General features: G+C 52.0%; 11 protein-coding genes. 6 read left to right on the top strand and 5 right to left on the bottom strand.

The features are described 5' to 3' along the window. Positions 1-5: 5 nt before the first annotated feature. Positions 6-1,877 (bottom strand): glutathione ABC transporter ATP-binding protein GsiA, encoded by a 1,872-nt coding sequence (gsiA, locus tag AACS80_RS00725; RefSeq protein WP_135409780.1) that lies wholly within the window; start codon positions 1,875-1,877, stop codon positions 6-8. Continuing rightward, complete coding sequence (gene iaaA / locus AACS80_RS00720) at positions 1,864-2,829, bottom strand: beta-aspartyl-peptidase (RefSeq protein ID WP_135409746.1); 966 nt, start codon at positions 2,827-2,829, stop codon at positions 1,864-1,866. The genes gsiA and iaaA overlap by 14 nt, the downstream gene beginning before the upstream one ends. 203 nt (positions 2,830-3,032) lie before the next feature. On the opposite strand from iaaA, the gene moeA reads away from it, so the two are divergent. Further along, a complete protein-coding gene (gene moeA / locus AACS80_RS00715; RefSeq protein WP_130214780.1) occupies positions 3,033-4,268 on the top strand; it encodes a molybdopterin molybdotransferase MoeA in 1,236 nt (411 codons plus the stop codon). Next, positions 4,268-5,017: a molybdopterin-synthase adenylyltransferase MoeB gene (moeB, locus tag AACS80_RS00710; RefSeq protein WP_135409745.1), complete on the top strand. Its 750-nt coding sequence runs from the start codon at positions 4,268-4,270 to the stop codon at positions 5,015-5,017. The genes moeA and moeB overlap by 1 nt, the downstream gene beginning before the upstream one ends. 188 nt (positions 5,018-5,205) lie before the next feature. Here moeB and fsa read toward each other — a convergent pair whose 3' ends face one another. Continuing rightward, a complete protein-coding gene (gene fsa, locus AACS80_RS00705; protein ID WP_130214784.1) occupies positions 5,206-5,868 on the bottom strand; it encodes a fructose-6-phosphate aldolase in 663 nt (220 codons plus the stop codon). A 129-nt stretch (positions 5,869-5,997) separates the two neighbouring features. Between fsa and AACS80_RS00700 the strand changes: the two genes are divergently transcribed. The 3 genes from AACS80_RS00700 to ybiV all read left to right on the top strand — a co-directional run bounded on the left by AACS80_RS00700 (position 5,998) and on the right by ybiV (position 10,296). Then, complete coding sequence (locus tag AACS80_RS00700; protein WP_135409744.1) at positions 5,998-6,897, top strand: glycyl-radical enzyme activating protein; 900 nt, start codon at positions 5,998-6,000, stop codon at positions 6,895-6,897. Positions 6,898-6,902: 5 nt separating this feature from the next. Further along, on the top strand, positions 6,903-9,335 hold the full coding sequence (locus tag AACS80_RS00695) for a glycyl radical protein (protein WP_135409743.1): 2,433 nt from the start codon (positions 6,903-6,905) through the stop codon (positions 9,333-9,335). 145 nt (positions 9,336-9,480) lie between these two features. Then, positions 9,481-10,296: a sugar-phosphatase YbiV gene (ybiV, locus tag AACS80_RS00690; RefSeq protein WP_135409742.1), complete on the top strand. Its 816-nt coding sequence runs from the start codon at positions 9,481-9,483 to the stop codon at positions 10,294-10,296. A 28-nt stretch (positions 10,297-10,324) separates the two neighbouring features. Here the strand turns inward: ybiV and AACS80_RS00685 are convergent, their stop codons facing one another. Together AACS80_RS00685 and AACS80_RS00680 are read right to left on the bottom strand one after the other, a co-directional pair. Beyond that, positions 10,325-11,068, bottom strand: a complete 744-nt coding sequence (locus tag AACS80_RS00685) for a DUF4261 domain-containing protein (RefSeq protein WP_135409779.1) — start codon at positions 11,066-11,068, stop codon at positions 10,325-10,327. A 397-nt stretch (positions 11,069-11,465) separates the two neighbouring features. Beyond that, entirely contained in the window at positions 11,466-13,058 is a 1,593-nt protein-coding gene (locus AACS80_RS00680) for an ABC-F family ATPase (RefSeq protein ID WP_135409741.1), read from the bottom strand. Positions 13,059-13,276: 218 nt separating this feature from the next. On the opposite strand from AACS80_RS00680, the gene ldtB reads away from it, so the two are divergent. After that, positions 13,277-14,197, top strand: coding sequence for a L,D-transpeptidase (gene ldtB / locus AACS80_RS00675; protein ID WP_001056384.1), 921 nt, complete (start codon positions 13,277-13,279; stop codon positions 14,195-14,197). The last annotated feature ends 192 nt before the right edge of the window (positions 14,198-14,389 follow it).

Raw genomic sequence — 14,389 nt, 5'->3', positions numbered from 1 at the left:
GAATGTTATCTACGCAAAAATGCGTACTCTGATTGTGGTTGTGCGACGTAATGCCCTGGCCCGACGCATTGCAACGAGACGGCGGCAACTTCTTCGCCACGCAGATGAATATTGCTGGGAAGATCATCCGACAGCAGCACGCGCTGCGGTCGTAGTCGGGACGGTTCAGCGACCGGAACTGCCGCCAGTAATTTACGTGTATAGGGGTGCTGCGGATTTTCAAAGACCGCGCGCCGTGGACCAATTTCAACGATTTGCCCGAGATACATCACCGCCACACGATGACTAATCCGCTCTACAACGGCCATATCGTGGGAGATAAACAGAAAGGCGATGCCAAACTCGCGCTGGAGATCGAGCAACAAGTTGATGATTTGCCCACGGATAGAAACATCCAGCGCCGAGACGGCTTCATCGGCAATGATCACTTTCGGGTTCAGCGCCAACGCGCGAGCAATGCAGATGCGCTGACGCTGACCGCCGGAAAACTCATGCGGGTAACGCCACGCATGTTCAGGTAACAGGCCAACGCGTTCCAGCAACCACGCAACGCGTGCAGCAGCTTCTTTACCTTGCAATAAACCGTGTACGCGCAGCGGTTCAACAATCGAATCACCAATGGTCTGTCGTGGATCCAGCGAGGCGTAAGGATCCTGAAAAATAAACTGGATGTCGCGACGCAATGCCTGAAGTTTGCCAGGTGAAAGGGTATCGATTCGCTGCCCTTTGAAGATGATTTCGCCGCCCTGGGATTCAACCAGGCGCAGCAACGCCCTACCGGTGGTTGATTTGCCACTCCCGGACTCTCCCACCAGCGACAACGTTTCGCCCGGCCAGAGATCAAAACTGACCTTCTCAACCGCATGCACTTCTCGCGTAACGCGATTCAGTAAGCCACTACGTAAAGGGAAACGGGTCACCAGATTACGCACCTGTAAAACAGGGTCGCCATCAACCACCGTTTTCTGCTCGACAGGTCGTTCCTGTTTAGCCGGATCTTCAAGCGATATCAGCGGGAAACGGCGAGGATAATCTTGCCCTTTCATCGCCCCCAACTGCGGCACGGCAGCCAACAGCGCGCGGGTATAAGGATGCTGTGGCGCATGAAAAATCTGTTCAACGCTGCCCGTTTCGACCGCTTCGCCCTGATACATCACCAGCACCCGATCGGCAATCTCTGCCACCACGCCCATGTCGTGAGTGATAAAGATGACGCCCATCGACATCTCTTTTTGCAATACTTTGATTAATTGCAGGATCTGCGCCTGAATGGTGACATCCAGTGCGGTGGTCGGTTCATCCGCAATCAGCACCGCCGGGCGACATGACAGCGCCATTGCAATCATCACTCGCTGGCGCATCCCGCCGGAGAGTTGATGCGGATAACGCGAAAGAATGGTTTGGGCTTCCGGGATGCGAACCTGATCCAGCATCCGCTTCGCCTCTACCATCGCCTGTTCACGACTGGCGTTTTGATGCAAACGGATAGACTCGGCAATCTGCTCACCCACTGTAAATACCGGATTCAGCGAGGTCATCGGCTCCTGAAAAATCATCGCGATATCTGCGCCGCGCACATGTTGTATTTGACTGGCACTCTGCTCGTTAAGCTCAATCACTTCACGACTGCATCGCCGCAACAGCATTTTATCGCACTGCACCAGACCGCCTGCTTGTTCCAATAGACGCATCAATGCCAGTGCTGTGACAGATTTACCGGAACCTGATTCCCCGACAATGGCCAGCGTCTCACCGCGTCGCAGCCGAAAAGAAAGATTGCGCACCGCAGCCACTTTCTGCTGGTCCTGCATAAAGGCAATGTTGAGATTATCGACCGCCAGGACATCACCGGCATCAAGTTCATCACTGTGTGGCAACGGTGTCCCCTTTTTCGCGGTAGATACCAGTGGTTGGTGTATCGCCTGCATAGCCCCAGGCGCGATACATTCCTTCGGTGTTAAACGGTAGTGCGACGTTACCTTCGTGGTCGATAGCGATTAAGCCACCGCTGCCGCCAAGCGCAGGGAGTTTTTCCATCACCACCCGCTCGCAGGCTTCCGCGAGGCTTAGACCGCCATAATCCATTAACGCGCCGATGTCATACGCCGCCAGCGCGCGGATGAAGACTTCGCCCGTACCGGTACAAGAAACCGCCACACTGGCGTTATTGGCGTAGCATCCGGCACCCACTAAGGGACTATCGCCCACTCGTCCGGGTAATTTATTGGTCATTCCGCCCGTGGACGTGGCGGCCGCCAGATTGCCGTCTAAATCCAACGCCACGGCCCCCACGGTGCCCATTTTTTGTTTTTCATCCAGCGGAGCGCCGCTATGGTCGAGGACTGTTGCCCCTTCCTCGCGCGCTGCCAGTAGTTGTTCATAACGCAACGGCGTGGAGAAAATCTCCGGCGAGACGCGCTCCATGCCATGAGAAAAAGCAAAGTTTTCCGCCCCCTCACCAATCATCATCACATGCGGGCTTTGCTCCATCACCAGCCGGGCGGCAAGAACCGGATTACGCAGATGACTAATGCCCGCCACCGCCCCCGCTTTCAGTGTGTTGCCATCCATCACGCAGGCGTCCAGTTCATGCGTTTCATCACGCGTAAAGACGGCGCCAATTCCGGCGTTAAAGAGCGGACACTCTTCCAGCAGGCGCACCGCTTCTGTCACCACATCCAGCGCGCTTTCACCCGCTTCGAGCATTTGCTGTCCGGTTTCAACAATGGCAGACAGCGCCTCAATGTAGCGTAATTCCTGTTGCAGACTCATCTGTGCGCGGCTAATTGCGCCTGCGCCGCCGTGGATTGCAATGACTGCTTTGCCCATAGTCTTCGTCCATTAAGGGTGGCTCGCCACTTTTGCTATAAATATCAGAATTTTTATGAATTACTCATTCAATTTTTGAATATAGAAAGATGTATATGGCATGTAAAGGCGAGCGTCTGCTCTACGACCGAGGTGGCATACAGTCTGTGGCGTTTTTCTGACATAATAGGCAAATTCGATTTTGCCTCCGCAGGAGTGTTTTCATGGAATTTACCACCGGATTGATGTCGCTCGACACCGCGCTTAATGAGATGCTTTCTCGCGTTACCCCACTGACCGCCCAGGAAACGCTGCCACTGGTACAGTGTTTTGGCCGTATTCTGGCGAGCGATGTGGTTTCGCCGCTGGATGTCCCAGGGTTTGATAACTCCGCAATGGACGGTTACGCGGTACGTTTGGCCGATATCACCTCCGGACAACCGCTGCCCGTTGCCGGGAAGTCGTTTGCCGGTCAGCCTTATCATGGAGAGTGGCCCGCTGGCACCTGCATCCGCATTATGACTGGCGCACCAGTACCGGAAGGCTGCGAAGCAGTGGTCATGCAGGAACAGACTGAACTAACGGACAATGGCGTGCGTTTTACCGCTGAAGTGCATAGCGGGCAAAATATTCGCCGTCGCGGTGAAGATATCTCTGCGGGCGCGGTTGTTTTCCCAGCAGGTACTCGCCTGACTACCGCTGAACTGCCAGTGATTGCTTCGCTAGGGATTGCCGACGTTCCGGTGATTCGTAAAGTGCGAGTGGCGCTATTTTCCACGGGTGATGAGTTGCAGTTACCCGGTCAGCCTCTGGGCGACGGGCAAATTTACGATACCAACCGCCTCGCGGTGCATTTGATGTTAGAACAGTTGGGATGCGAAGTGATCAACTTAGGGATTATTCGCGACGATCCACATGCCCTGCGCGCCGCATTTATTGAAGCCGACAGCCAGGCGGATGTGGTGATCAGTTCCGGTGGTGTTTCGGTTGGTGAGGCGGATTACACCAAAACCATTCTCGAAGAACTGGGCGAAATTGCTTTCTGGAAACTGGCGATTAAACCGGGCAAACCGTTCGCGTTTGGTAAACTCTCTAATAGCTGGTTCTGCGGCCTGCCGGGCAATCCGGTTTCTGCAACGCTGACCTTCTATCAATTGGTACAACCTTTGCTGGCCAAACTAAGCGGCAATACCGCCAGTGGCCTGCCCGCGCGCCAGCGCGTACGCACGGCATCTCGTCTGAAGAAATCCCCTGGACGTCTTGATTTCCAGCGCGGCGTGCTGCAACGCAACGCCGACGGCGAGCTGGAAGTTACGACCACCGGGCATCAGGGTTCACATATATTTAGCTCCTTTAGCCTCGGCAACTGCTTTATCGTGCTGGAGCGCGATCGCGGCAATGTTGAAGCGGGCGAATGGGTGGAAGTCGAGCCATTTAATGCGTTGTTCGGAGGCCTGTAATGGCGGAACTCAGCGATCAGGAGATGCTGCGCTACAATCGGCAAATCATCCTGCATGGTTTTGATTTTGACGGTCAGGAAGCATTGAAAGATTCCCGCGTGCTGGTCGTTGGCCTGGGCGGCCTCGGCTGCGCAGCCTCGCAGTATCTGGCAAGCGCCGGCGTCGGTAACCTGACGCTGCTCGACTTCGACACGGTTTCGCTCTCAAATTTGCAGCGCCAGACGCTGCACAGTGATGCCACGGTCGGGCAACCGAAGGTAGAATCAGCCCGTGACGCACTGGCGCGGATCAATCCACATATCGCGATTACGCCGATAAACGCGTTGCTTGATGACGCTGAACTGGCTGCGTTGATTGCTGAACACAATCTGGTGCTCGACTGTACGGATAACGTTGCGGTACGTAATCAACTGAACGCGGGCTGTTTTGCCGCGAAGGTGCCGCTGGTTTCCGGCGCGGCAATTCGTATGGAAGGGCAAATCACGGTCTTTACTTATCAGGACGGTGAGCCGTGCTATCGCTGCCTTAGCCGTTTGTTTGGCGAGAACGCGTTAACCTGCGTGGAAGCGGGCGTAATGGCACCGTTGATTGGGGTGATTGGTTCGTTGCAGGCAATGGAAGCGATCAAACTGCTGGCAGGTTATGGCAAACCTGCCAGCGGGAAAATCGTGATGTACGATGCGATGACCTGTCAGTTTCGCGAAATGAAACTGATGCGTAATCCGGGGTGTGAGGTGTGCGGGCAGTAATTGCCAGCTCCAGGCCTGATAAGACCCGGCAAGCGGCGCATCAGGCATTTGATCCAGACGCCAGATGCGGCGTGAACGCCTTATCTGGCCTACGGTTCGGGCGCAGATTTCCAGGTCTGATAAGACGCGGCAGGAATCAGTGCACTCCGCCACGTCAACAGCAATTTATGAGGATGACAAGCGCCCTGTTAAATCGACGTTCTGCCAAACGCCCCCTGCCAGTCCTGCTCAAACTTCGCCACGGCGGCATCAACTGCCGGATAGCTAATCATCTGTTGCGCGACATCCAGCGGCAGTGTGATTGATTCGCATCCTGCCAATAAGCAGTCCAGCGCCTGACGCGGGGTTTTGAAACTGGCTGCCAGCACTTTCGCCTGTGGCGCGTGCATTTTCAGTAACTGGTGTAAGTCGGTCACAGTCTGAATACCACTCCCGCCCTGGGCATCAATTCGGTTGACGTAAGGCGCAACATACTCTGCCCCCGCCAGCGCCGACAGCAGCCCTTGCGCCGCGCCATACACCGCCGTACCCAACGTCGGAATACCTTCCGCTTTTAATAGCTTAATCGCTGCCAGCCCCTCGGCAGTCACAGGTACTTTAACCACGATATCCGCAATAATAGAACGCAGTTTACGCGCATCGTTCACCATACCTTCAGCAGTAGTAGACATGACCTGCGCAAACAAACGCCCCTGTCCGCCCATCGCCTCATGTAACTCAGGAAGTAAAACTTCCAGAGGCTTCTTACCTGCCGCCACAATACTTGGATTAGTGGTCACACCCGCCAACGGAAAAACACGAGCCAGCGTCTTCACTGCGGCGACGTCTGAAGTATCCAGATACAGTTCCATAGTCATCCTCTAAATCTACTTTTGTATGAAATCAGACTATCACGAAAAAACTCTCTGAACAGTTGATGCACATCAATCTAACTTTCATTCGAAAGTATTTTAATGTTTGAACGAAAAAAAGGGGCATCTATGATTTTCAACATTCAGCGCTATTCGACCCACGACGGTCCCGGTATCCGCACGGTAGTTTTCCTTAAGGGGTGCTCGCTGGGCTGCCGCTGGTGTCAGAACCCGGAAAGCCGCGCCCGCACGCAAGATCTGCTGTATGACGCACGACTGTGTCTGGAAGGCTGCGAACTATGCTCAAAAACCGCTCCGGAAGTGATTGAGCGCGCGCTGAATGGTTTACTCATTCACAGGGAAAAGTTAACGCCTGAACATCTGAAGGCGCTGACCGATTGCTGTCCGACTCAGGCATTAACCGTGTGCGGTGAAGCGAAAAGCGTTGAGGAGATCATGGCGACCGTTCTGCGCGACAAACCGTTTTACGATCGCAGCGGCGGCGGCTTAACGCTTTCCGGTGGTGAGCCGTTTATGCAGCCGGAAATGGCAATGGCACTACTGCAAGCCAGCCACGAAGCCGGTATTCATACTGCGGTAGAAACCTGTCTGCATGTGCCGTGGAAATACATCGCCCCTTCTTTGCCGTATATCGATCTGTTTCTTGCCGATTTAAAACACGTTGCCGACGCGCCGTTTAAACAGTGGACTGACGGCAGCGCCACCAGAGTGCTGGATAATCTGAAAAAACTCGCCGCAGCGGGCAAAAAAATCATCATTCGCGTGCCGCTGATTCAGGGCTTTAATGCCGATGAAGCCAGTGTGAAAGCCATTACTGATTTTGCCGCCAGTGAACTGCACGTTAACGAAATCCATTTCTTGCCCTACCACACGCTGGGCATCAACAAATATCACTTACTTAATCTGCCCTATGACGCCCCGGAAAAACCGCTTGATGCGCCAGAACTGCTCGACTTTGCCCAGCAGTATGCCTGCCAGAAAGGGTTAACCGCGACCTTACGAGGATAACAATCATGACAACACTGAAACTGGACACGCTCAGCGACCGCATTAAAGCGCACAAAAATGCGCTGGTGCATATTGTGAAACCGCCGGTCTGTACCGAGCGCGCACAGCACTATACTGAGATGTATCAACAACATCTCGACAAGCCAATCCCGGTACGTCGCGCGCTGGCGCTGGCGCACCACCTGGCGAATCGCACCATCTGGATCAAACACGATGAGTTGATCATTGGCAACCAGGCAAGCGAAGTTCGCGCCGCGCCGATCTTCCCGGAATATACCGTCTCCTGGATCGAAAAAGAGATTGATGATCTGGCGGATCGTCCGGGTGCTGGTTTTGCGGTCAGCGAAGAGAACAAACGTGTTCTGCATGAAGTGTGCCCATGGTGGCGCGGTCAGACGGTACAGGATCGCTGCTATGGCATGTTTACCGATGAGCAAAAAGGCCTGCTGGCGACTGGCATCATTAAAGCGGAGGGCAATATGACCTCCGGCGATGCGCACCTGGCGGTCAATTTCCCGCTGCTGTTGGAAAAAGGGCTTGATGGTCTGCGCGAGAAAGTGGCAGAGCGCCGCTCACGTATCAACCTGACTGTGCTGGAAGATTTGCACGGCGAGCAGTTCCTCAAAGCGATTGATATCGTACTGGTGGCAGTCAGTGAACACATTGAACGTTTCGCTGCTCTGGCGCGAGAAATGGCCGCCACCGAATCCCGCGAAAGTCGTCGCGATGAACTGCTGGCGATGGCAGAAAACTGCGACATCATCGCCCACCAGCCGCCGCAAACTTTCTGGCAGGCGCTGCAACTGTGCTACTTCATCCAGTTGATTTTGCAGATTGAATCTAACGGTCACTCGGTGTCGTTTGGTCGTATGGATCAGTATCTCTATCCGTACTATCGCCGCGACGTTGAACTCAACCAGACGCTGGATCGTGAACACGCTATCGAGATGCTGCATAGCTGCTGGCTGAAACTGCTGGAAGTGAACAAGATCCGCTCCGGCTCGCACTCAAAAGCCTCTGCGGGAAGTCCGCTGTATCAGAACGTCACCATTGGCGGGCAAAATCTGGTTGATGGTCAGCCGATGGACGCGGTGAATCCACTCTCTTACGCAATCCTCGAATCTTGCGGTCGCCTGCGTTCGACTCAGCCTAACCTCAGCGTGCGTTACCATGCGGGAATGAGCAACGATTTCCTCGATGCCTGTGTGCAGGTGATCCGCTGCGGCTTCGGGATGCCTGCGTTCAACAACGACGAAATCGTGATTCCGGAATTTATTAAACTCGGTATTGAACCGCAGGACGCTTACGACTACGCAGCGATTGGTTGTATCGAAACCGCCGTCGGCGGTAAATGGGGCTATCGTTGCACCGGCATGAGCTTTATCAACTTCGCTCGCGTGATGCTGGCGGCGCTGGAAGGTGGTCGTGATGCCACCAGCGGCAAAGTGTTCCTGCCACAAGAAAAAGCGTTGTCAGCGGGTAACTTCAACAACTTCGATGAAGTCATGGACGCGTGGGATACGCAAATCCGTTACTACACCCGCAAATCAATCGAAATCGAATATGTCGTCGACACCATGCTGGAAGAGAACGTGCACGATATTCTCTGCTCGGCGCTGGTGGATGACTGTATTGAGCGAACGAAAAGTATCAAGCAAGGCGGCGCGAAATATGACTGGGTTTCTGGCCTGCAGGTCGGCATTGCTAACCTCGGCAACAGCCTGGCGGCAGTGAAGAAACTGGTATTTGAACAGGGCGCGATTGGTCAGCAACAACTGGCTGCCGCACTGGCGGAAGACTTCGACGGTCTGACTCACGAGCAGTTGCGTCAGCGTCTGATTAACGGCGCGCCGAAGTACGGCAATGACGATGATAGCGTCGATACGCTGCTGGCTCGTGCTTATCAGACCTATATCGACGAACTGAAACAGTATCATAACCCACGCTACGGTCGTGGCCCGATCGGCGGCAATTATTACGCAGGTACATCATCTATTTCCGCCAACGTACCATTCGGCGCGCAGACTATGGCAACGCCGGACGGACGTAAAGCGCATACCCCGCTGGCAGAAGGCGCAAGCCCGGCCTCCGGTACCGACCATCTCGGCCCAACGGCGGTTATTGGCTCAGTGGGTAAACTGCCTACCGCAGCGATTCTCGGCGGTGTGTTGCTCAACCAGAAACTGAACCCGGCGACGCTGGAGAACGAATCTGACAAGCAGAAACTGATGATCCTGCTGCGCACCTTCTTCGAAGTGCATAAAGGCTGGCACATTCAGTACAACATCGTTTCCCGCGAAACATTGCTGGAAGCGAAAAAACATCCGGATCAATACCGCGATCTGGTGGTGCGCGTAGCAGGTTATTCCGCCTTCTTCACCGCGCTCTCTCCAGACGCGCAGGACGATATCATCGCCCGTACCGAACATATGCTGTAACTCTTCCGCCCGGCGGCCACCGTCGCCGGGCTATATCATTCACAGTATCAATTTCTCGCTCAATTACATTCGAAATAAATTTGTGCCCTGCGTCACATTGTTATTACACTGTGGCGGTTTGCATTCATTGCCAGGAGCACTTCTTATGAGCGTAAAAGTTATCGTCACAGACATGGACGGTACTTTTCTAAACGACGCCAAAACGTACAATCATGAGCGTTTTATGGCGCAATATCAGGAACTGAAAAATCGCGATATTGAGTTCGTTGTCGCCAGCGGTAACCAATATTACCAGCTCATTTCCTTCTTCCCTGAGCTAAAAGATGAAATCTCTTTTGTTGCAGAAAACGGCGCTCTGGTTTACGAACACGGCAAGCAGCTTTTTCACGGCGAACTGACCCGACATGAATCGCGGATTGTTATTGGCGAGTTATTGAAAGATAAACAACTGAATTTTGTTGCCTGTGGTCTGCAAAGTGCATACATCAGTGAAAATGCCCCGGAATCATTCGTTGCATTGATGGCAAAACACTACCATCGCCTGAAACCTGTAAAGGATTACCAGGACATTGACGACGTACTGTTCAAGTTTTCTCTGAACCTGCCAGATGAACAGATCCCACAGGTGATAGACAAACTGCACATTGCACTCGACGGCATTATGAAACCGGTGACCAGTGGTTTTGGGTTTATTGACCTGATTATACCTGGCCTGCATAAAGCGAACGGTATTTCGCGGTTACTGAAACGCTGGGATCTGTCGCCGCAAAATGTGGTAGCGATTGGCGACAGCGGTAACGATGCGGAGATGCTGAAAATGGCGCGTTATTCCTTTGCGATGGGCAATGCTGCGGAAAATATTAAACAAATCGCTCATTACGCTACCGATGACAATAATCATGAAGGCGCGCTGAATGTGATTCAGGCGATGCTGGAAAATAAACCGCCGTTTACTCTTTAACGAGAGTCGGGGCAATTGCCCCGATTTCTCAATGAGTATTACACTCGTCTTGTTCAATCAGTTCAACCACTAATGTGGTCCCAGGTCCCTGTAAGTAATATTCATCGTCAAGGGGATCGCGCAATTTCATAAATGTTGTTTCACCAACTTGCATGGTATGCCCGGCAGCCATTTCTGCTCCACTTTCAAGCAGATAACGCAGAACATTATTGAAAATATCAGAGTATTTTTGCCCTTCGTGATGCCCTTGTGCGTGTGCTGCGAAATCTGGTAGCCCAAAGCAATCAGCACCATAGGTACGCATCCATACACCTTCGACATCCTCAACTTCATACTTCACAAATCCACAAAATATTAATGTCAGCGGAAAACCCTCGCGCCACATTTCCAGACTATGCTTACCTAATTCCTGAGACTTAAATACCCCCGCAGGTAATGAAGTATGAGCCGATTCATTTAATACAGCGACAGCTCCCATGTTACTTAATGCACCGGCAACCGCAGCCAACGCAACATATTGCTCTAAAGGCGAAGTGTCATAACCCTTATAATATAAAATAATATTTGCACCAGTTGCCCGTACCTGCTCTTTTACTTCCTGTGAGTAATGAGCTGGCACGACGCATTGCTCGATGGATTCTTGTGGGTAAGGTGCTTTAAATCCGACCATTGAAATAACATGTTTTCCCCACCCTGCTAAACCGAAAAAATCCGCTTCAGGCTCAAGTTCACACTTCGCCTGTTTCATAGTAGAGTGATAATTGCGCAACAAGCGGGTGAGTTCTTTTGAATTATTTTCCGGAAGGGTATCAAATACAACAACCAAACTTAGTGGATTTTCAATTTCAGCATTCGCTACCAAAACCCCTTCTGTATTAAATGAATCTTTTTCTTTACTACCAAAAAAACGTTCCCAAATGCTCATATTCATTCCTTTTGTTGAATAATAAAGGAATATAAAATAGCACTTGAGTTCTTATAAAGAAAATAACATTACAATATGTTTACCACAAAATATATTCACAATTTTTATGATATATCATCTTCTTTCATTTAATTTTAAAATCGAATATTAAGAGTATATACTTTTCACATTGCATTCGGAAAAAATAAAAATCACCTTGTTAACGTTCTGTAACCCCGACGCTATCGGGGTTACAGATAATAACTTATTCGATCCCTTTACTACGCAGGTAATCTTCGTAATTACCGCTAAAGTCGATCACGCGTTCCGGAGTGATTTCCAGAATGCGGGTCGCCAGGGAGCTTACAAACTCACGGTCGTGAGAAACAAAGATCAGCGTACCCTGATACAGTTCCAGCGCCATGTTCAGTGACTCGATGGATTCCATATCCAGGTGGTTGGTCGGTTCGTCCATGATCAGAATATTCGGTTTCTGCATCATTAACTTACCAAACAGCATCCGCCCTTTTTCCCCACCGGAAAGCACTTTAGCTGGCTTTTTGATATCGTCCTGGCTGAACAGTAAACGACCGAGAATGCTGCGTACCGCCTGCTCGTCATCGCCTTCCTGCTTCCACTGGCTCATCCATTCGAACACGGTCAGATCATTTTCAAACTCATATTCGTGGTCCTGGGCATAGTAACCAATGCGCGCGTTCTCAGACCATTTTACGGTGCCGCTGTCCGGTTGCAGATCGCCCACCAGTGTTTTCAACAGGGTCGATTTACCGACGCCGTTGGTACCCAGTACCGCCAGTTTTTCACCGACTTCCAGCAGCAGGTTAAGATTTTTAAACAGCGGACCGTTATCAAAACCTTTTGTCAGACCTTCCACTTCCAGCGCGTTACGGAACAGTTTCTTATCCTGCTCAAAACGGATGAACGGGTTCTGACGGCTGGAGGCTTTTACCTCTTCCAGTTTGATTTTATCAATCTGACGCGCGCGCGAAGTCGCCTGGCGAGATTTCGAGGCGTTGGCGCTAAAGCGGCTAACGAAGGATTGCAGCTCAGCAATCTGCGCTTTCTTCTTGGCATTATCAGCCAGCAGACGTTCACGCGCCTGGGTCGCGGCCGTCATGTACTCATCGTAGTTGCCCGGATAAACGCGCAGTTCGCCGTAGTCCAGATCCGCCATGTGGGTACAAACCATGTTGAGGAAGTGACGGTCGTGCGAAATGATGATCATGGTACTGTCACGCTCGTTCAGCACCTGCTCCAGCCAGCGAATGGTGTCGATGTCCAGGTTGTTGGTCGGTTCGTCGAGCAGGAGAATGTCCGGGTCAGCAAACAGCGCCTGCGCCAGCAGCACACGCAGCTTCCAGCCAGGAGCAACTTCACTCATCGGGCCGTAGTGTTGTTCCAGTGGAATACCGACGCCAAGCAACAATTCCCCCGCACGCGATTCTGCAGAGTAACCGTCCATTTCGCCGTATTTCACTTCCAGATCGGCCACTTTGTAGCCATCTTCTTCGCTCATTTCCGGCAAAGCATAGATGCGGTCGCGCTCTTGCTTCACTTCCCACAACTCTTTATGCCCCATGATCACCGTATCCAGCACGGTGTACTCTTCAAAGGCAAATTGATCCTGGCGCAGCTTACCAATGCGCTCATTCGGATCGAGGGAAACGTTGCCCAGCGTCGGCTCAAGGTCGCCGCCGAGGATTTTCATAAAGGTGGATTTACCACTACCGTTCGCGCCAATCAGGCCGTAACGGTTGCCGCCGCCAAATTTGACGGAAATGTTTTCAAACAACGGCTTACTGCCAAACTGCATGGTGACGTTACTGGAAACTAACACAGGCGTATCCTGAAAAGAGATATGACAAACCGCGCATTATGCCATAAGTCTGAAAGAAGATCCCGTCCGTCGCTTAAGGTCTACACTCTTCCCAAAGGCAAAAAATGTGATTTAGTACACATCTGATTTCACTGTTAGCTGGAATGAACATATAATGCGCTTCCAATACTCTAATATTCTCAACCTAATGGCCTGCCAGGCACTAAATCTCGCTTAACATGAATATGAAATTGAAAACATTATTCGCAGCGGCCTTCGCTGTTGTCGGCTTTTGCAGTACCGCCTCTGCGGTAACTTATCCTCTGCCAACCGACGGGAGTCGCCTGGTTGGTCAGAATCAGGTGATCACTATCCCTGAAGGTAACACTCAGCCGCTGGAGTATTTTGCTGCCGAGTACCAGATGGGTCTTTCCAACATGATGGAAGCGAACCCGGGTGTGGATACCTTCCTGCCGAAAGGCGGCACCGTACTGAACATTCCACAGCAGTTGATCCTGCCAGATACCGTGCATGAAGGTATCGTCATTAACAGCGCAGAGATGCGTTTGTACTACTATCCGAAAGGGACCAACACCGTTATCGTGTTGCCGATCGGGATTGGTCAGTTAGGTAAAGACACACCTATCAACTGGACCACCAAAGTAGAGCGTAAGAAAGCAGGCCCGACCTGGACACCGACCGCAAAAATGCACGCCGAGTACCGCGCAGCAGGCGAACCGCTTCCGGCTGTCGTTCCGGCTGGCCCGGATAACCCGATGGGGCTGTATGCACTGTACATCGGTCGCCTGTACGCTATCCACGGCACCAACGCTAACTTCGGTATCGGTCTGCGCGTAAGCCACGGCTGTGTGCGTCTGCGTAACGAAGACATTAAATTCCTGTTCGAGAAAGTGCCAGTCGGTACTCGCGTGCAGTTTATTGATGAGCCGGTAAAAGCGACTACCGAGCCAGACGGCAGCCGTTATATTGAAGTCCATAACCCGCTGTCTACCACCGAAGCCCAGTTTGAAGGTCAGGAAATTGTACCGATTACTCTGACGAAGAGCGTGCAGACAGTGACTGGTCAGCCAGACGTTGATCAGGTTGTTCTGGATGAAGCGATTAAAAATCGTTCCGGGATGCCGGTTCGCCTGAATTAATCGTTAAAACTTAAGCAAAAGGCGGAGTGATAATCCGCCTGAGGCTGCTAATGGCAATACATAATTGCCTGATGCGCTACGCTTATCAGGCCTACGCAGAACCTGCAATATATTGAATCCGCAAGATTTTGTAGGCCGCATCCGGCATGAACAAAGCGCGTATTACCAACACTCAGAGGCGGACTAATAATC

Origin of the sequence: Escherichia sp. E4385, assembly GCF_963883145.1 — a bacterium.
In the GTDB taxonomy this organism is placed as follows: domain Bacteria; phylum Pseudomonadota; class Gammaproteobacteria; order Enterobacterales; family Enterobacteriaceae; genus Escherichia.
Note: the sequence above shows the minus strand (reverse complement) of the source record. Positions and strands in the feature narration are given on the sequence as shown.